The organism is Streptomyces sp. NPDC047841 (genome assembly GCF_040704085.1).
Taxonomy (GTDB): domain Bacteria; phylum Actinomycetota; class Actinomycetes; order Streptomycetales; family Streptomycetaceae; genus Streptomyces; species Streptomyces argyrophylli.
Window position 1 is genome coordinate 61,672 of the sequence record NZ_JBEYRP010000007.1, and the last position, 17,061, is coordinate 78,732.

The 17,061-nt window shown below is 73.9% G+C and carries 17 protein-coding genes; 11 read left to right on the forward strand and 6 right to left on the reverse strand.

From position 1 onward, the window contains the following. Nucleotides 1–16 precede the first annotated feature (16 nt). A complete protein-coding gene (locus tag AB0947_RS12735) occupies nucleotides 17–1,066 on the forward strand; it encodes a YDG/SRA domain-containing protein (RefSeq protein ID WP_366750362.1) in 1,050 nt (349 codons plus the stop codon). On the opposite strand, the gene AB0947_RS12740 is transcribed toward AB0947_RS12735, so the two are convergent. Further along, on the reverse strand, nucleotides 1,063–2,079 hold the full coding sequence (locus tag AB0947_RS12740; RefSeq protein ID WP_366750363.1) for a hypothetical protein: 1,017 nt from the start codon (nucleotides 2,077–2,079) through the stop codon (nucleotides 1,063–1,065). The two genes, AB0947_RS12735 and AB0947_RS12740, sit on opposite strands and share 4 nt — an antisense overlap. A 123-nt stretch (nucleotides 2,080–2,202) precedes the next feature. Between AB0947_RS12740 and AB0947_RS12745 the strand changes: the two genes are divergently transcribed. Both AB0947_RS12745 and AB0947_RS12750 read left to right on the forward strand, forming a co-directional pair. After that, nucleotides 2,203–3,228: a permease gene (locus AB0947_RS12745; protein ID WP_366750364.1), complete on the forward strand. Its 1,026-nt coding sequence runs from the start codon at nucleotides 2,203–2,205 to the stop codon at nucleotides 3,226–3,228. Beyond that, nucleotides 3,225–3,953: a TIGR03943 family protein gene (locus tag AB0947_RS12750; protein WP_366750365.1), complete on the forward strand. Its 729-nt coding sequence runs from the start codon at nucleotides 3,225–3,227 to the stop codon at nucleotides 3,951–3,953. The genes AB0947_RS12745 and AB0947_RS12750 overlap by 4 nt, the downstream gene beginning before the upstream one ends. 9 nt (nucleotides 3,954–3,962) lie before the next feature. Here the strand turns inward: AB0947_RS12750 and AB0947_RS12755 are convergent, their stop codons facing one another. Together AB0947_RS12755 and AB0947_RS12760 are read right to left on the reverse strand one after the other, a co-directional pair. Beyond that, nucleotides 3,963–5,435, reverse strand: a complete 1,473-nt coding sequence (locus AB0947_RS12755) for a glycoside hydrolase (protein WP_366750366.1) — start codon at nucleotides 5,433–5,435, stop codon at nucleotides 3,963–3,965. Between the two features lie 381 nt (nucleotides 5,436–5,816). Next, nucleotides 5,817–7,208, reverse strand: coding sequence for an MFS transporter (locus AB0947_RS12760; protein WP_366750602.1), 1,392 nt, complete (start codon nucleotides 7,206–7,208; stop codon nucleotides 5,817–5,819). 233 nt (nucleotides 7,209–7,441) lie between these two features. On the opposite strand from AB0947_RS12760, the gene AB0947_RS12765 reads away from it, so the two are divergent. The 4 genes from AB0947_RS12765 (at nucleotide 7,442) to AB0947_RS12780 (ending at nucleotide 10,187) form a co-directional block, all read left to right on the forward strand. Next, entirely contained in the window at nucleotides 7,442–7,990 is a 549-nt protein-coding gene (locus tag AB0947_RS12765) for a helix-turn-helix domain-containing protein (protein WP_366750603.1), read from the forward strand. 44 nt (nucleotides 7,991–8,034) lie between these two features. Beyond that, a complete protein-coding gene (locus AB0947_RS12770) occupies nucleotides 8,035–8,358 on the forward strand; it encodes a DUF6412 domain-containing protein (RefSeq protein ID WP_366750367.1) in 324 nt (107 codons plus the stop codon). A 117-nt stretch (nucleotides 8,359–8,475) separates the two neighbouring features. Beyond that, on the forward strand, nucleotides 8,476–9,186 hold the full coding sequence (gene yidC, locus AB0947_RS12775) for a membrane protein insertase YidC (protein WP_366750368.1): 711 nt from the start codon (nucleotides 8,476–8,478) through the stop codon (nucleotides 9,184–9,186). A gap of 143 nt (nucleotides 9,187–9,329) precedes the next feature. Beyond that, complete coding sequence (locus AB0947_RS12780) at nucleotides 9,330–10,187, forward strand: fumarylacetoacetate hydrolase family protein (protein ID WP_366750369.1); 858 nt, start codon at nucleotides 9,330–9,332, stop codon at nucleotides 10,185–10,187. Between the two features lie 172 nt (nucleotides 10,188–10,359). Here the strand turns inward: AB0947_RS12780 and AB0947_RS12785 are convergent, their stop codons facing one another. The 3 genes from AB0947_RS12785 to AB0947_RS12795 all read right to left on the reverse strand — a co-directional run bounded on the left by AB0947_RS12785 (nucleotide 10,360) and on the right by AB0947_RS12795 (nucleotide 12,904). Further along, nucleotides 10,360–11,226 (reverse strand): LLM class F420-dependent oxidoreductase, encoded by an 867-nt coding sequence (locus tag AB0947_RS12785; RefSeq protein WP_366750370.1) that lies wholly within the window; start codon nucleotides 11,224–11,226, stop codon nucleotides 10,360–10,362. 95 nt (nucleotides 11,227–11,321) lie between these two features. Further along, complete coding sequence (locus AB0947_RS12790; protein ID WP_366750371.1) at nucleotides 11,322–11,831, reverse strand: heme-degrading domain-containing protein; 510 nt, start codon at nucleotides 11,829–11,831, stop codon at nucleotides 11,322–11,324. Continuing rightward, nucleotides 11,831–12,904: a Gfo/Idh/MocA family oxidoreductase gene (locus tag AB0947_RS12795; RefSeq protein ID WP_366750372.1), complete on the reverse strand. Its 1,074-nt coding sequence runs from the start codon at nucleotides 12,902–12,904 to the stop codon at nucleotides 11,831–11,833. The genes AB0947_RS12790 and AB0947_RS12795 overlap by 1 nt, the downstream gene beginning before the upstream one ends. Nucleotides 12,905–12,959: 55 nt before the next feature. Between AB0947_RS12795 and AB0947_RS12800 the strand changes: the two genes are divergently transcribed. The 4 genes from AB0947_RS12800 to AB0947_RS12815 all read left to right on the forward strand — a co-directional run bounded on the left by AB0947_RS12800 (nucleotide 12,960) and on the right by AB0947_RS12815 (nucleotide 17,060). Then, complete coding sequence (locus tag AB0947_RS12800) at nucleotides 12,960–14,183, forward strand: ROK family transcriptional regulator (protein ID WP_366750373.1); 1,224 nt, start codon at nucleotides 12,960–12,962, stop codon at nucleotides 14,181–14,183. Nucleotides 14,184–14,349: 166 nt separating this feature from the next. Beyond that, nucleotides 14,350–15,294, forward strand: a complete 945-nt coding sequence (locus AB0947_RS12805; protein WP_366750374.1) for a hypothetical protein — start codon at nucleotides 14,350–14,352, stop codon at nucleotides 15,292–15,294. A gap of 314 nt (nucleotides 15,295–15,608) precedes the next feature. Then, on the forward strand, nucleotides 15,609–16,388 hold the full coding sequence (locus tag AB0947_RS12810) for an HAD-IIA family hydrolase (RefSeq protein WP_366750375.1): 780 nt from the start codon (nucleotides 15,609–15,611) through the stop codon (nucleotides 16,386–16,388). Between the two features lie 102 nt (nucleotides 16,389–16,490). Then, nucleotides 16,491–17,060 (forward strand): hypothetical protein, encoded by a 570-nt coding sequence (locus AB0947_RS12815; protein ID WP_366750376.1) that lies wholly within the window; start codon nucleotides 16,491–16,493, stop codon nucleotides 17,058–17,060. The last annotated feature ends 1 nt before the right edge of the window (nucleotide 17,061 follow it).

Sequence of the window (17,061 nt, forward strand, 5' to 3'; positions counted from 1 at the left end):
CGTTCAGTATGGCGCCGTGAGAGAACGAAGGATCGGTCACATCGAGGGCATCGCTCCAGGGGCGGAGTTTCACCGGCGGGTGCAGGTGAAGCGCAACTACCTGCACAGCGACACGCGCAGGGGTATCTCGACCCTCGTCGACAAGGACCGCAGTCGGGTCGCGGACGCCATCGTCCTGCACGGGGGGTACGAGGACGATCACGACGAGTGGCACAGCATCCGCTACACAGGAGCCTCACCAGATGTGGACAAGTACGAGGTCGAGGGCGTGCCAAGGCTCCGGCGCAGCCAGTCCTGGGACTACGCGGACAATGCCGCTTTGAAGCGCAGCTACGAACGCGGCCATCCCATTCGGGTCATCCGTGGCTGGAAGGGGGATCAGCGGTACTCGCCGATCGACTTCTACCGGTACGACGGCCTGTACCTCGTCACGGACCTTCGCACCGCCATCGCGCGCTCACCGGCACCCGATGGCACGCCCATCGAGATCTGCCAGTTCGATCTGAAGCGCCTCCCTGAAGATCGGCAAGACCCGACCTCTCTGGAGCGGCAGATCGCCAACTTGCTGGATGCACAGGCGGAGGTGCCAGGAGGAGACGTAGACGCCTCAGACAGCGCGAAGGTGTCCGAGGAGCAGGAAGAGGGCGCCGCGGAGGGGCCGGCCTCGAGCGAGAAGTTTCCTGAGACACGGACTGCTCGCGTGCAGCGCCTGGTCCGAGATGACGCGGTGATACGGAACGTCAAGAGGTTCCATGACGGCGAGTGCCAAGTGTGCGGCCTTCGCCTGCTCGGCCCGGACGGCAAGCCGTACAGCGAAGGCGCCCACATCCGACCTCTGGGTAAGCCCCACAGGGGCCCCGACGTCGAGCCGAACGTCCTCTGTCTCTGCCCGAACTGTCACGTCCGCCTAGACATAGGCGCCATCGTCATCGAGGACGACTGGTCGATAGTCGTACGGGCAGGCGCTTTCGGCGTGGACGTGCGGCCGAAGCTCAAGCGGCACCGGAAGCACAAGATCCATCTGGACTACGTTCGTTACCACCGCGAGTGGTGGTTGAGCCGCTAGTCCACCCCGTGACACCCCTGGTAGGTCCCACCCGACCCACACCAACACCCCGCCCCCCTCCCCGGCGGCCAAGCCACCGCCCGCCCCCGCGCGGCCAGGGTCGTCGCGTACTGGGGCAGCAGGGTCGGGTCCGACGGGGACGTGCCCTCCGAGGCGGCGAACGCCTCGTAGGACGGGACCGTGCCCGTGACGATGCCCAGGTTGGCCGTGCCCGAGGCGGACAGTTCGCGCAGGGAGGACTCTATGGTCGACAGGTGCTCGGTGTGGGACGGGTACTCGGAGGTCAGCGTGGGGTACGCCGCGAGGAGCTCGGAGAGTTCCGGGGCCGGCCAGTGCAGGACGGCCACCGGGAACGGGCGGGAGAGGGCCTCGCGGTAGGCGCCCAGTTCGGCGCGGAGGCGGGAGATCTCCGCCGCCAGTTCCGCCGGGTTGTCCGAGCCCAGGGACCACACGCGTTTGGGGTCGTGGAGTTCGTCCAGGGAGACCGGGGACGTGTGCAGGGTGTCCGCGAGGGTGTCCCGGTCGTCGTGCGGCAGGCCCAGCATGCGGCGGACGCGGTGGCGGCCGTAGAGGAGGGGGTGGGTGGCGGGCGGGGGTTCCTCCGGGGAGTCCGGCAGCAGGAGGTCAGCGGCCTCGCCGAACGTCTCCGCCGCCGCCTCCAGTTCGTCGTGCGACTCCAGGGCCTCCGCCACGATCACCCACGGGGCCGGGTCCCGGGGCGCCGTCGTGCGGATGCCCTCGATGATCGCCCTCGCCTCGGCCTCGTGGCCGTACTCCCACAAGTTCGACGCCTTCAGGGCGCGGACCAGGGCGGGGTTGTCCAGCCCGTCGGCGGACGTCAGCAGGCGGTCGTAGAGCGCGGTCGCCGCGGGGCGGTCGCCGGACAGCTCCAGGTGGGCCGCCGCCCGCAGGAGAAGGGTCTCGGCGTCCTCGGGGTACAGGCCGGCGGTCCGCTCCAGGCGTGCCGCTTCGGCGGTGTGGTCGACGTTCTCGGCAGGCGTGTCGGGGCGCATGGGGGACACGGTACTGCCGGGACGTGACAAAAGTGAGGCGCGGAGGGCTGCCGAGGAGGGGGCCGGCCCCGCGGTCCGCATATCTGGATATCTTCTGTCCCGGCATCTACACACGGAGTCGGCATGCGGAACGCGGTTGTGCTGGTCGGGGACGACCGTCCGGCCGGCGCCGGGGAGCAGGCGGGCACCCCCGCACCGCCCCGGTACTGGCCCCTCCTGCTCCTCGGCGCCGCCGTCGTCCCCGGCGGCGCGCTCTTCCTCCTCGGGCGCTGGGGCGACGCCCCCGCCGTGCAGGCCTGGCGGACCGTGTGCCTGGCCGTCACCGTGCAGGCCCTGCCCTTCCTGCTGCTCGGCACGGCCCTGTCCGGCGCGATCAACGCCTTCGTGCCGGAGGGGGTGTTCAACAGGATCCTGCCCCGGCGGCCCGCGCTCGCCGTACCCGTGGCCGGGGTCGCGGGGGTCGTCCTGCCGGGGTGCGAGTGTGCCTCCGTTCCGGTCGCCAACAGTCTCATCGGCCGCGGGGTCACCCCGGCCGCGGCCTTCGCGTTCCTGCTCTCCGCGCCCGCCGTCAACCCCGTCGTCCTCACGGCCACCGCCATCGCGTTCCCCGGGAACCCCGCCATCGTGCTCGCCCGGCTCCTCGCCTCCCTCGCCACCGCCGTCGTCATGGGCTGGCTGTGGCTCCGGTTCGGGAGGGCCGAGTGGCTGCGGCCCGCCGTACGGCACACCGGGCATCAGCACGGGCACAGCCGGTGGGACGAGTTCCGGCGCGGGTTCCAGCACGACTTCCTGCACGCCGGCGGGTTCCTCGTGCTCGGCGCCATGGCCGCGGCCACCTTCAACGTGGCCGTCCCGCGTTCCGTGCTCGACACCTTCGCCACCGCCCCCTGGCTGTCCGTGCTCTTCCTGGCCGGGCTCGCCGTGCTGCTCGCCGTGTGCTCCGAGGCCGACGCCTTCCTGGCCGCCTCGCTGACCGGGTTCCCGCCGGTCGCGCGGCTGGCGTTCATGGTGGTGGGGCCCATGGTCGACCTGAAGCTCATCGCCCTCCAGGCGGGGACCTTCGGGCGGGCCTTCGCGGCACGGTTCTCCGCCGCGACCGTCGTCGTCGCCGTCACGTGCAGCGCGCTGATCGGAGGGGTGCTGCTGTGAAACGAGTCGGGAAGCGCTCGCTCCAAGCGGGGCTGCTCGCCCTCTGCGGACTCGGGCTGCTGCACGTCTCCCTCTTCACCGACCTCTGCCTGCGCTACGTCAAGGAGGGCATGCGGCTCCCGCTCATCGCCTCCGGGGTCGTCCTGCTCCTGCTGGGGATCACGAGCGCCGCCCTCGACAGGACGGAGCGGACCGAAGAACCCCACGACCACTCCGGCCTGCCCCGCGTCTCCTGGCTGCTGCTCCTCCCCGCCCTCAGCCTGCTCCTCTACGCCCCGCCCGCCCTCGGCGCCTACACCGCCGCCCGGCAGCCGGCGAAGACCGTCACCCATGACAGCGACTTCGATCCGCTGCCCGCCACCTCGCCCCTGCCCATGACCCTCTCCGACTTCACCAGCCGGGTGCGGGAGGACCGCGGGCAGGCCATCAAGGGGCGCACCATCCGGATGACCGGGTTCGTCACGCCCCTGTCCGGCACGCGGGGCGGCGGCTGGGAGCTGACCCGGATCATCCTCAACTGCTGCGCCGCGGACGCCCAGTCGGTCAAGGTGCGGATCTACGGCGGCCCCGGGCTGCCCGCCGACACATGGGTGACGGTCACCGGGACCTGGCACCCCGGCGGGCGGCTCGGTACCCGGTCCGCGCCGGTTGCGCTGGACGCCCGCACGGTCACGAAGGTCCCCCGGCCCTCGAACGGCTACCAGGACGCCCTGCCCCTGCGATGACCCTCCCCGTCACACGGTGACGCCGTCGATCTGGAGCGTCTGCACCGACTTGCCCTCGAACGGCACGGACACCGACGTGCCGTTCAGGCGGATGTCCGAGTGGGCCGTGTACCGGTCGCCGCCCGTCGTGACCGTGTTCCAGCGGGGGACCAGGCCGGCCGGGCCGCCGGTCGCGGTGGCGAAGCGGGAGAGGTCGAAGGTCAGGGTCTGGGCCGCGGACGAGGTGTTCGCGGCGACGATCACCAGGCGCTTCGCCGGCCGGTCCAGGGCCGCCGCCGCATGGCTCACCCCGGTGTCCAGGATCGTCATGCCGGGGCGGATGTGGCGGGTGAACTGGGCGAGGACGTAGTACTTCGTCTGCACCGCGCCCGGCTGGAGGGTGCCCGGGTCGTAGGCGATCGTCGCCCAGCCCGGACTCGGGTCCATCACCTGCCAGTACACCCAGGCGGTGGGGTGCAGCCAGCGGAAGTCGTACAGGAGGTTGCTCGCCGTCGTCAGGCCGGTGGCGTCGCCGTCGCCGGTCTCCGAGTTCCACAGGGCCTTGCCGGCCGTGGTGACCACGTCCGTGTAGAGAAGGTCGCGGCGGCCTCCGGAGCCCTGGTAGCCGTGGACGTTGACCCGGTCGACGTACCCCCTCGTCGTGGCCGAGAACGAGTTCCAAGTGGTGCGCGCCAGGTCGTAGCTCGTCTCGTCCGACGCGGAGATCCGCGTGCCCGTCAGGCCGCGCTTGTCCAGCTCGCCGCGCAGGTACGGCAGTACGGACGCCTGCGTGCCCGCGCCGATGTGGCAGCCCTCCTGTGTGCCGGTCGCCGTCCACCAGGACGACGAGGGCTCGTTGAAGGCCTCCACCGTCGCGAAGTCCACGCCCCAGTGCTGCTTCGCGTACAGGGCGACCGCGGCGAGGTGGGAGGCGTGCTGGCGGTGGTTCCAGGACTGGAGGTTGTCGCCGCCGTCGGCCGCGCCGGACGGGTTGTGGTTGGAGCACATCCACCACATGGGGGAGTTGGTGAAGAGTTCCGAGATCGCGCCGCGCTGGGTCGCCTTCACGAGCATGGCCCGCTGGGTGGCGTCCGCCGTCCACTTCCAGGCCGCGGACGCCGGGTCCTCGTTCGTCCAGTCCTGCCAGTAGCCCTCGATCTGCTTGAAGGAGGGGATGTTCGGGGAGACGGCCATCGACGCGCCGTTCACGCTGTTCCGGCTGCACGCGCCCAGGTTGTAGCGGGCGATGTTCAGGCCCAGACCGGGCAGGGACGTGTCGTTGTACGTCGTGTTCCGGGTGGTGAAGAAGAGGTCGGCGAAGTCGTCCCGCGTGCCGAAGACGTTCGCCCACCAGGCCAGGGAGGTGCCCCAGCCCTCCCAGGTGCCGTACGTCGTGGAGGGGTTGACGGTGATCGTCGCGTCCGCCCGGGCCGTGCCCGTGGCCACCGCGCTGCCGAGGAGGCCGCCGCCCGCGGCGGCCAGCAGTGTCCTGCGTCGGATCATGGGTGGTTCGCTGCCTCTCCGTGCGGCTCCGGCACCGCGTCCCTGGGAGCGGTGCCGACTCGTCCCCCCGGCATGCCACAGGAAGCATCGGGGGTGTCGGAGGGCGTTGTCGAGGGTGGTGACGGCCCTTTCCCCAACCGGTTGAAGAAGTCCGGTTTCGGCTTACGGCCCTTCTCTCCCCGGCCAGTCGGAGGCGCCGCGCCGTCGTGCGGGCGGCTCCGGTGGAGGTGGGCGCGGACGCGGGCCGCGGTGGGCGTGGTGGTCCGGGGACACGCCCGGCCAGGCCCTTCACGCCCAGTCCAGGCCCTTTGCGCCCAGCTCACACCCCCGCGCCCGGTTCACGCCCGCTTCCGCAGTGCCGGCACGCTCACCGCGCCCCGCTCACGCCCGCTCCCGCAGTGCCAGCACGCTCACCGCGCCGGCCACCGCCAGTCCCGCCGACACCAGCAGGGCGATGTCCGTGCCCCGGGCCAGGCTGCCGGCCGAGGTGGCGATGGCGATGGTCAGGGCCACACCGGCGCAGGAGCCGACGTAGCGGAAGGTCTGCTGGGCGCCGGAGCCCATGGCGGCCCGCTGCGGCGGCACCGAATCGACGGCGAGCAGCGGCAGCGCGCCGTTGAGCAGGCCGCTGCCGAGGCCGCCGACGATCAGGCCGGGCAGCAGCCGGGTCCAGGAGCCGGAGCCGACGGCGCCGAGCATCGTGATCATGGCGATCGTGTGCAGGGCGAAGCCCAGGGCGAGCTGGGTGCGGGCGGCGACGCGACCGGCCAGGTGCTTGACCTGGAGGGCGACGGCGAAGCTCAGCCCCGACCAGAGCAGGAACAGTCCGGCCGTGGCCGCCGGGGAGAGCCCGAGCGACTGCTGGAGCAGCGCCGGCAGGAAGCTGAACAGGCCGATCACGGCCAGCCCGGTGAACAGGCCGCCCGCCGAGGAGGCCAGGAAACGGGCGTGGCGCAGCAGTCCGAGGTCGATCATCGGGGTGGCGGTCCGGTGCTCCACCGCGACGAACACCACGACCAGGACGACGGCCGCGGCGAACAGCAGCCCGACCGGTGCGCGCAGCCAGCCGTCCCGGCCCAGCGTCAGGGCCGCGACCAGGGCCACCAGCGCCAGCCCGAAGGTGAGCGCGCCGAGGGCGTCCGGCCGGCCGCCGCGCGGGGCACGCGACTCGGCCAGCGCCCGGGTGCCGAGCGCGGCCACGACGAGGGCGGCGGCGCCCAGGACGCCGTAGGCCACCCGCCAGCTCGGCAGCGCGCTCGCGAGCAGCGGGCCCGCGGCGATGCCGCCGCTGACGAAGGCGCCCCACACCCCGGTGGCGTGCAGCCGGCCGCGCGGGCTGGGGAAGGCGTGCACGATCAGGCCGAGGGCGCTGGCCAGCAGGGCCGCGCTGGCCGCGCCCTGGGCGACGCGGGTCAGGGTGAACTGCCAGGTCGACGTGGTGAAGGCGCCGAGTGCGGTGGTGAGGCCGAGGGCCAGGGTGCCGGCGAGGAAGACGCGGCGGCGGCCGTAGTCGTCGGCGAGGCTGCCGGCCACCAGGAGGAGGGCGGCGAGGCCGAGGGGGGCGCCGTTGAGCAGCCAGGCCTGGGCGGACAGCGGGGTGTGCAGGGCGGCGGCGGTGGCCGGCAGCGTGACCATCGGGGCCGTGTACGTCATGAGGGCCACGGCGGTGGCGGCGCTGGTCAGGGCCAGGGTGGCGCGGGGGCGTGCCGGGGCGTCCCGGGGACTGGTCCGGCGCAGGGCGGCGGGGGAGGTGGCGGAGTCGAGCCGGGGCATGGCCTGTCCTGTCGTGAGGTCATCGGGTCCGGTCATCGGGCCTGTCCATCGGGTCCGGTCACCGGGCCCGTCCATCGGGTCCGGTCACCGGGCCCGTCCATCGGGTCCGGTCATCGGGGCCGGCCCGGTCCGCCGGGTGCGGTCCCTGCGGTTCGGTCGTTGAACCGACTCCCTTCCCGCCACCGTAGCACCGTAGGTTCGTTGATTGAACCCATATCCGGTCGGTGGTTACAGTGGAGGGCATGGCACTGGGCAAGGACTACGTGACGCAGGAGTGCTCGATCGCCCGCGCGCTGGAGGTCGTCGGCGAGCGGTGGACGCTGCTCGTCGTCCGCGACGCGATCTACGGCGTCCGGCGCTACAACGACTTCCTGGTCCACCTCGGCATCCCGCGCGCCGTCCTCTCGGCCCGGCTCCGCACGCTCACCGAGGAGGGGATCCTCGTGAAGCGCCGGTACCAGGAGAGCCCGCCCCGCGACGAGTACGTCGTCACCGAGCGCGGCGCCGCCCTGTGGCCCGTGCTGCGCGCCCTCGGCCACTGGGGGCGCGAGCACGTCGACGCCCACCGGCTGCGGCTCTTCCGGCACGCGGACTGCGGCGGGGAGGTCGAACCGTTCGGGAAGTGCGCGGCGTGCGGAACTGTCGTGCCGGTCGCGGACGTTGTCATGGTGCCGGGGCCGGAACTCGACTCCGCGCCGGCGGACCCGGTCAGCAGGGCGCTGCTGCGGCCCAAGCGGCTGCTGGAGCCCCTGGAGACCGAGCCGCCGCAACCGGCATACTGACGACCGGTACGCAGAAGACGAGTGCGGCGGAGGGGGGAGTGCCGATGTCCGGCCGTGTCGCCGCCGCGCGTCCCCTCGCCCTCCTGCTGCTCCTCGCGCACCTGCTGCTGCTCCAGGCCGCGCTGCTCGGCACCGGCGGCCTCGGCACCGCCGTCGCCCTCGCCGCGACGGCCACCGCGGCCGCCACGCTCGCCGTCTGCGCCCTGCTGGCCGCGCGCGGCGTGCCCGCCGCGGCGCCCACGCGCGTCCGCACGGCGATACGCGACCGGGCCCGCCGCACGGCCTTCCTGCCTCAGCGCGATCCCGACGCGCCCGGCCGCCGCCGACCCAGAGCCCCCGGACACGCCCGTCCGGCGACCGCCGCGTAGGGCACGTCCTCACCCACGTCAGTACGTGACCCCGCGCGGGTCGTCCTGCCGATCACCCCACCGGACCGGCTGTTCCCGGTCCCTCCCGGCACGACGAGACCCCCGGAGGGCTCACCCATGTCCGTTTTCGCGCGCCTGGTCGAGCACCTGGCCGACCTGCTGGCCCCGCTCTTCCACGCCTCCGCGGCAGCCGCCGCGATCGTCCTGTTCACCGCGCTCGTACGGCTCCTCGTCCACCCGCTGTCCCGGGCCGCCGCCCGCGGCCGGCGCGCCCGCGCCGCGCTCCAGCCGGGAATCGCCGCACTGCGCGAGAAGCACGCCAAGGACCCGGAGCGACTCCAGCGAGCGATCCTGGACCTGCACGCCGAGGAGAAGGTCTCCCCGCTCTCCGGCTGCCTGCCCAGCCTGCTCCAGGTGCCCGCGTTCTTCCTGCTCTACCACCTCTTCTCCAGCACCACGATCGGCGGCGAGCCAAACGGCCTGCTCGGACACCGCCTGTTCACGGCCCCGCTCGGCGGGCACTGGGCCGACGCGCTGGCGGACGGCGGGGTGTTCGGCCCGGCCGGGCTGGTCTACCTCGGCCTCTTCGCCGTCGCCGCGGCCGTCGCCACCGCCAACGTCCGGCGCGCAAGGCGCACGTCGGCCGCACAGCCCGCACCGGCCGGCGCCGGGGGCGAGGTGCCCGGGCTCGGCGCGGTCAACCGGGCCGTACCGTTCCTGTCCTTCTTCACGCTCGTCACCGTGGCGGTCGTCCCGCTCGCCGCCGCGCTGTACGTCGTCACCAGCACGGCCTGGAGCGCGGCGGAACAGTCCCTGTTGTCCCGGTGACCGGCCGAGCCCCCTGTGGCCATGATGACGGTCCAGTACCTGAACAGGGTCTTGTGGACTGGACGGTGTGATTGGAGGATCAGCCAGTCCTCCGATGGCTGCACCCATCGGCCGGGCGCCACCGATCGAGGGAGATGGTGACCATGAAGCTGCTGCGAGTCGGTACGGCAGGGGCGGAGCGACCCGCGCTGCTCGACGCCGGGGGGACCCTGCGGGACCTGTCGGGCCTCGTGGACGACATCGACGGCGCGCTCCTCGCCGACGACGCCGCGCTCGGCCGGATCCGGGCCGCGGCCGGGACCGGTGAGCTGCCCGCGCTGGACGCCGACGGTCTGCGGATCGGGCCCCCGCTCGGCCGCATCGGCAAGATCGTGTGCATCGGGCTCAACTACCACGACCACGCCCGCGAGACGGGCGCCGAGCCGCCCGCCGAGCCGGTGGTCTTCATGAAGGCGCCGGACACGGTCGTCGGGCCCAACGACACGGTGCTGGTGCCGCGGGGCTCGGAGAAGACCGACTGGGAGGTCGAACTCGCCGTCGTCATCGGCCGTACGGCCCGCTACCTGGACTCGGCCGAGGAGGCGCTCGCGCACGTCGCCGGGTACGCGGTCGCGCACGACGTCTCCGAGCGGGAGTTCCAGATCGAGCGGGGCGGCACCTGGGACAAGGGCAAGAACTGCGAGACGTTCAACCCGCTCGGGCCGTGGCTGGTGACGGCCGACGAGGTCCCGGACCCGCAGGGGCTGTCGCTGAGGCTGTGGGTGAACGGCGAGTTGAAGCAGGACGGTACGACGGCCGAGCAGATCTTCCCGGTGGGGGAAGTCGTGCGGTACCTCAGCCGGTTCATGACGCTGTACCCCGGCGACGTCATCAACACGGGGACGCCGGCGGGGGTGGCCATGGGGCACCCCGAGCCCAAGCCGTACCTCCGTGGCGGGGACGTGGTGGAACTGGAGATCGCGGGACTCGGGCGGCAGCGGCAGGAACTGAAGAACGCGTAGCCGCTGGGGTTGGGAGCTGGGGGTCGGGGCCGGGGGCTGGCGGCTGGAGCCGGGAAGTCGGGGGCGCCGGGAGCCGGGGAGCCGCCGTACGCCGGTCACGTCCGCGCGGCGGGGCCGTGTGGCTCTGTGCCGGTCACGGCCCCGTGCCCCCTTGCTCCTGACGCCGGGCGGCTTACGCCAGCAGGGTGGCGAGGGTGCGCCATTCCGTCCTCGGGAGGGAGTCGCCCGCGTCCGCCCGGACCACCTGGAGGGCCACGTGGTCCGCGCCCGCCTCGTGGAAGGCGGTGACGCGCTCGCGGACGCGGGCCTCGTCGCCCCAGGCGAAGACCGCGTCGACGAGACGGTCGCTGCCGCCGTCGGCGATGTCGTCCTCGGTGAAGCCCAGGCGGAGGAAGTTGCCGGTGTAGTTGGGGAACTCCAGGTAGCGGGCCAGGTAGGCGCGGGCCGTCTCCCGGGCACGGGCCCGGTCGGTCTCCAGGACCACCTTCAGCTCCGGTGCCAGCAGCGGTCCGTCGCCCAGGATCTCCCGTGCCCGCGCGGTGTGCTCGGGCGTGACCAGGTAGGGGACCGCGCCGGCCGCGCGGTCCCCGGACAGCCTCAGCATCTTCGGGCCCAGCGCGGCGAGCACGCGGCGGTCGGCGGGTACGCCCGCCGCGTCCAGCTCGTCGAGGTAGCCGACCATGGCCGCGTACGGGCGGCGGTAGTCCTTCGCCAGTGCGCTGTGGCTCACGCCGAGGCCCAGCGCGAAGCGGCCCGGATGGGCCGCCTCCACCTCGGCGAAGCCGGCCGCCGTCGTCGCGGCGTCCCGCTGCCACACGCTCTGGATGCTGGTGCCGACGACGACCCGCCGCGTGGCGCCGATGAGCGGGACCGCGTGGTCGACGGTGCTGCTGCCGCCCAGCCAGATCGCGCCGTACCCGAGTTCCTCCAGCTCGGCGGCGGCCTCGTCCAGTTCCCCGCGCCGGGACGCGTCCTCCGAGCGCAGCTCGACGCTCCAGACGCCGTGGCGGCCGACGGTCTCCTTCAGTGAAGCGGTCATCGGGTGTGAGCCCTCCGGTGGTGGTCCGCGCCGTGATCCCACGGCCTCGCTCCCTGCCAACCGGGGGGCATCCCCGCCGGATTCCCGCCGTTCGCTCAGTCGGCCGAACGGCCCAGGAACTCCTCCAGCGCCTCCACCACGAACCGGTGGTCCTGGAGCTGGGGCAGTCCGGAGACGGTCACCGCGCCGATCACGCCCACGCCCTCGACCCTGACCGGGAAGGAGCCGCCGTGGGCCGCGTACACGTCCGGGTCGAGACGGGAGGACTCCTCGAACGTCGTCCCCTTGGCGCGGAAACGGGCGCCGACCAGGTAGGAGGCGGCGCCGTAGCGCTCCACCACGCGCCGCTTGCGGGCGATCCAGGCGTCGTTGTCCGGGGCGGAGCCCGGCAGCGCGGCGTGGAAGAGCTGCTGGCCGGCGCGGTGGATGTCGATGGCGACCGGCGCCTGGCGCTCCCGGGCCCGCTCCACCAGGAGGGAGCCGAGCGCCCAGGCGTCCTCGTGGGTGAACTGCCGGAAGACCAGCCGGCGTTCCTGGGCCTCCAGCTCCTCCAGGCTCGGCGTGAGGTCGGGCGTCGTCCCCGGGGTGGTCCGCGGGTGCTGCATCAGAGGGTCACCGTCACCTTGTCGCGGGCGGACCTGCGGGCCGCCTCCAGTACGTCGAGCGCGGCGGCCGCCTCCAGGGCGGTCACCGGGTTGGGGCCGGCGCCGCGCAGGGCGGCGGCGACGGCGGCGTAGTACGCGGGGTAGTCGCCGGGCAGGGTCGGTACGGGGGTGCCGCCGCCGCTCAGCGGGGACTCACCGGCACCGACCCGGCCCCACAGGGACTCGTCCTCGGCGCCCCAGTCGGGGGTGCCGCCGGGGCGGCTGCCCTCGCGCAGGGCCGCTTCCTGGGGGTCCAGGCCGTACTTGACGTAGCCCGCGCGGGAGCCCAGCACCCGGAAGCGGGGGCCGAGCTGGGCGGTCGTCGCCGAGACGTAGAGGTGGGAGCGGACGCCGCTCGCGTGGGTGAGCGCGATGAAGGTGTCGTCGTCGGCCTCGGCGCCGGGGCGGCGGACGTCCGACTCGGCGTAGACCTCGGTGACCGGGCCGAACAGGACCAGGGCCTGGTCGACCACGTGGCTGCCGAGGTCGTAGAGCAGTCCTCCGATCTCTGCCGGGTCGCCGGACTCGCGCCAGCCGCCCTTCAGCTGGGGGCGCCAGCGTTCGAAGCGGGACTCGAAGCGCCAGGCGTCGCCGAGTTCGCCGTCGGCGAGGAGCCGACGGAGGGTCAGGAAGTCGTTGTCCCAGCGGCGGTTCTGGAAGACGGAGAGCAGCAGGCCGCGCTCCTCGGCGAGGGCGGCCAGCTCGCGGGCCTCGGCCGCGGTGCCGGCGACCGGCTTGTCCACGACCACCGGCAGGCCCGCCTCGAGGGCGGTGGTGGCCAGCGGGACATGGGTCTTGTTCGGGGAGGCGACGACGATCAGGTCCAGCTCGTCCGCGCGGCCGAACAGCTCCTCGGGGCTGGCGGCGATCCGCACGTCCGGGAACTCGGCGCGGGCCTGCTGCTGCCGCTCCGGCTGGGAGGTGACCACGGTGTCCAGGGCGAGGCCCTCGGTGGCGGCGATCAGCGGGGCGTGGAAGACCGAGCCGGCGAGGCCGTAGCCGATCAGACCGACGCGGAGGGGGGTAGCAGTCATGCCTCCACTTTGGCAACAGTGTTGCGGAAGTGCAAGCGGCGGGGACAATGGGGGTGTGAAACGGGTGAGGACGGCGACGACGGCGGGGCCGGTGAACGGCGGGGTGGCGGGCGCGAACCTGGGGGCGCTGCGCAGTCACAACACCGCGCTGGTGCTGGGGCTGCTGCGGGACGCCGGGGCCGAGGGCATCAGCCGGCTGGAGCTGGCCGAGCGCACCGGGCTGACCCCGCAGGCCGTCAGCAAGATCACCGCGCGGCTGCGGGCGCAGGGGCTCGCGGCGGAGGCCGGGCGCCGGGCGTCGACCGGGGGCAAGCCGAGGACCGTACTGCGGCTGGTACCGGAGGCGGGCCACGCGGTCGGGGTCCACCTGGACCGCGACGAGCTCCGGGTGGTGCTGGTGGACCTGGACGGCGCCGTGGTGGGGGAGCGGCGCGGCGAACTGGACCTGGGCGCGGGAGCCGAGGCCGTCCTGGGGGCGGTGTGCGAGGCGGTCCGGGGGGTCGTCGGGGAGTCGGGTGCGGGGCCGGGTGCCGGTGCCGGGTGCGGGGGCGGGGATACGAGTGCCGGCGGCGGTGGGCTCGCCTCGGTGGGCTCCTTGCTGGGCTCCTTGCTGGGCGTAGGAGTCGCGCTGCCGGGCCCCTTGGACCATGTGCGGGGGGTTCTGCACCGGGTCACCGGGTTCCCCGAGTGGGACGGCTTCCCGCTGAGGGACGCGCTCGCGGAGCGGCTCGGGGTGCCGGTGGTGGTGGACAAGGACACCAACGCGGCGGCGCTCGGGCTGGCCGTCGGGGGCGAGGAGGGCGCCGCGGGCCGGTCCTTCGCCTATCTGCACCTCGGCACCGGGCTCGGGGCCGGGCTGGTGATCGGCGGCAGCGTGCACCGGGGGGCGCGGACCGGGGCCGGGGAGTTCGGGCACCAGGTGGTCCAGCTCGACGGACCGGTGTGCGAGTGCGGGAACCGGGGCTGCGTGGAGGCGCTGTGCCTCGCGGCCGTGGCGCGGGGCGAGGTGGCCGAGGCGGCGCGGGTGCTGGGGGTGGCGGCCGGGAACCTGGTCGGGCTGCTGGACATCGACGTGGTGCTGCTGGGCGGCCGGACGGTCGCCGTCGCCCCGGAGACCTACGTGAGCGGGGTCGGAGAGGTGCTCGGGGCCCGGGCCCGGCGGGAGGGCACGGGCGGGGACGCGGTGCCGGTACGGGTGGCTCCGCGCGGGGAGCGGATCGTGGCCGAGGGCGCCGCCCAACTGCTGCTGGCACCGCTGTTCGGGCGGGGGGAGGACTGACGCACGCGCCCACGGGCGTGGGTGCGGGTGCCGCTGCCGTCGAGGTGCGGGGCCGCGGGCCTTGGCCGGTCTCGTCCGGGGCCGTGCCGCTGCGCCGGCCGGGCGGACTTCGCCCCCGGGGCCGGTGTGGCTCGGCCGGGACCCCGGTTCCATCCGGCATGGTCATGTGTTCATGCGACTGTGCACGTCCCTGTCCCTCTGCCTCTCCGCAGCCGCCGCCGTCGTCGTGCCCGCCGCCGTCCCCGCGTCGGCGCACGCCGCGTCCGCCGGTACGACCCCCTCGTGCGTCGCCGCCGACGCGCGGGCCTTCCCGCTGGCCACCCGGATCCGGGGCGGGCCCACGTCCTACGAGGCCGGCGGCGGTTACGGCACCTGGTACATCGACCTCACCAACACCACCCGCCGGACCTGCGCCGACATCCACCCGGTCGTGGTCCTCGTCGACGACAAGCGCGCCCTGCGGCCGGGGCAGCCCCGGCTGAAGTTCTACGACGGCCCCCGGGCCCGGCCCGTGACCTTCGAGACCACCGACGAGCAGGAACTGGTCGGGGTGCTGGACGGCGCCGGGTTCGGCGGCTTCACCGTGCCGCCCGGCCGGACCGTCAGCGTCCGGGTCCGGCTCGCGCTCACCTCCGACACCGCACCCGACCAGGTCACCGTCAACGCGGCCGTCGTGCAGCGGCGGGGCCAGGACGGCGACTGGGTCGGGCAGTCCAACGCCTACCGCTTCGGGATCGGCGAGGAGGCGACGGACATCCCGGAGGGCTCCCTGGAGGACGCCCAGGAGGCCGCGCAGAAGGACTCCCCGGAGTCGCAGGGGGTGGGGGCGACCGCCGCCGGCACGCGGACGGGTGAGGGCCTGCCGACCGCCCCGTCCGGCGGCGGCACGGCACCGGCCGCTTCCGCCGTCCCCGCCGCGTCCAGCGCCTCCGGCACCGGCACCGACGCCCCGGACGCCTCCCTGCCCCTCGCCCAGGACGAGGCGGCCGGGGAACGGGCGCGCGAGCTGGCCCGCACCGGTCCGGGGCTCGCCCACGGTTTGCTCACGGCCGTCGCCGCGCTGGTGGCCGTGGGCACGACCGCGCACCTCGTGGCCCGGGGCCGCCGCTGACGAGCCCCGCCCCCGTCGCGTCCTGGGCGGGGGCGGGAAGGCGTCCGGGAGCCGTCCGGGGAACGTCGGTGCGCGCGCCGGCCCGTACCGGTCCGGGGTCCGCTCACCGCCGTCGCCGCGCCGGTCGTCGTGGACGTGACCCTGTGCTCCCCGGCCCGCGACCGTCCCCGCGCCGGGGCGAGCCCCCTGACCAGTGGGTACCAGGTGATCGACGGGGTCAGGAACGGGCCGGTGCTGACTAGGCTGGGGGCGTCGGTACGCCGTGGTTCCGGCGCCCCGTTCCCCGACCGTACGTACGCCAGGAGACGCACAGCATGGCAGACCGCAAGCCCATAGAGTCATGGCTCACCGACATGGACGGCGTCCTGATCCACGAGGGCGTCCCGATCCCGGGAGCCGACGCCTTCCTGAAGAAGCTGCGCGAGTCCGGCCGGCCCTTCCTGGTGCTCACCAACAACTCCATCTACACCGCCCGTGACCTGCACGCCCGGCTGCGGCGCATGGGCCTGGACGTGCCGGTGGAGAACATCTGGACGTCGGCCCTCGCCACCGCCCAGTTCCTGAACGACCAGCGGCCCGGCGGCAGCGCCTACGTCATCGGCGAGGCCGGTCTCACCACCGCGCTGCACGACATCGGCTACATCCTCACGGACCACGACCCCGACTTCGTGATCCTCGGCGAGACCCGCACCTACTCCTTCGAGGCCCTGACCAAGGCCGTCCGGCTGATCAACGACGGCGCCCGGTTCATCGCCACCAACCCCGACAACGTCGGCCCGTCCACCCAGGGCGACCTGCCCGCCACCGGCTCGGTCGCCGCCCTGATCACCGCCGCGACCGGCAAGAAGCCGTACTTCGTCGGCAAGCCCAACCCGCTGATGATGCGGGCCGGGCTGAACGCGATCGGCGCCCACTCCGAGACCTCGGCGATGATCGGCGACCGGATGGACACCGACGTGCTCGCCGGCCTGGAGGCCGGGATGCGAACGTTCCTGGTGCTGAGCGGCGTGACCCAGCCGAACGACGTGGACCGCTACCCGTTCCGCCCGTCCGAGGTCGTCGACTCCATCGCGGACCTGGTCGACCTGGTCTGACCCGGCCGAAACACGGCCTCACCCGTTCGGAGCAATCCGGCGCCTTCCGAGGATGCGGAGGCGCCCGGGGCGGGGGAGCCTCCAGATAACTGGAGGTTCACGATGGGCTCACTACGCCTCACGTTCTGTACAGCTCTCCCCGCGGCCGCCCTCGCCGCCGTCGCCGTCGTCGCCCCGTCGGCCCACGCGGCGGACGGCGGCCCGGTCACCGTGACCCCGGCCGGCCCGGCACCCGGCGACGACGTCACCCTGCGGGTCGGCGGCTGCTCCGGCCGGCAGGGCAGCGCCGCCTCGTCCGCCTTCGTCGCCGATGCCCGGCTGACCGGCGACCAGGGCAGCCTGAGCGGTGAGACCCGCGTCCGGTCCACCCTGAAGCCGGGCGCCTACACCGTGAAGGTCACCTGCGCCGGCACCGTGCTCACCGGCAGCGTCACGGTCGCGCGGCCGGGCGGCGCGGCCGACCGGCAGGAAGAGCCCATCCGGCTGCCCGCCCAGTCCCCCTCGCCGATCGCCCCGGTCCCCGCGGGCGGCGGCGGAACCACCCACTTCGCCACGGTGGCCACCAGCGGCTCCGGCCCCGACGCCGTCCAGGCGGCGACCGGGCTGGCGCTCGCCGGGATCGCCGCGGTCGCCGTCGGGCTGCGCGCCCGCCGGAGCCGCGGCACCCACTGAA

What these genes read in the sequence shown, in the direction of transcription:
- AB0947_RS12740 (WP_366750363.1), bottom strand. Translation starts at nt 2,079, where the DNA reads ATGCGCCCCGACACGCCTGCCGAGAACGTCGACCACACCGCCGAAGCG.
- AB0947_RS12745 (WP_366750364.1), top strand. Translation starts at nt 2,203, where the DNA reads ATGCGGAACGCGGTTGTGCTGGTCGGGGACGACCGTCCGGCCGGCGCC.
- AB0947_RS12755 (WP_366750366.1), bottom strand. Translation starts at nt 5,435, where the DNA reads ATGATCCGACGCAGGACACTGCTGGCCGCCGCGGGCGGCGGCCTCCTC.
- AB0947_RS12760 (WP_366750602.1), bottom strand. Translation starts at nt 7,208, where the DNA reads ATGCCCCGGCTCGACTCCGCCACCTCCCCCGCCGCCCTGCGCCGGACC.
- AB0947_RS12770 (WP_366750367.1), top strand. Translation starts at nt 8,035, where the DNA reads ATGTCCGGCCGTGTCGCCGCCGCGCGTCCCCTCGCCCTCCTGCTGCTC.
- yidC (WP_366750368.1), top strand. Translation starts at nt 8,476, where the DNA reads ATGTCCGTTTTCGCGCGCCTGGTCGAGCACCTGGCCGACCTGCTGGCC.
- AB0947_RS12780 (WP_366750369.1), top strand. Translation starts at nt 9,330, where the DNA reads ATGAAGCTGCTGCGAGTCGGTACGGCAGGGGCGGAGCGACCCGCGCTG.
- AB0947_RS12785 (WP_366750370.1), bottom strand. Translation starts at nt 11,226, where the DNA reads ATGACCGCTTCACTGAAGGAGACCGTCGGCCGCCACGGCGTCTGGAGC.
- AB0947_RS12790 (WP_366750371.1), bottom strand. Translation starts at nt 11,831, where the DNA reads ATGCAGCACCCGCGGACCACCCCGGGGACGACGCCCGACCTCACGCCG.
- AB0947_RS12795 (WP_366750372.1), bottom strand. Translation starts at nt 12,904, where the DNA reads ATGACTGCTACCCCCCTCCGCGTCGGTCTGATCGGCTACGGCCTCGCC.
- AB0947_RS12810 (WP_366750375.1), top strand. Translation starts at nt 15,609, where the DNA reads ATGGCAGACCGCAAGCCCATAGAGTCATGGCTCACCGACATGGACGGC.
- AB0947_RS12815 (WP_366750376.1), top strand. Translation starts at nt 16,491, where the DNA reads ATGGGCTCACTACGCCTCACGTTCTGTACAGCTCTCCCCGCGGCCGCC.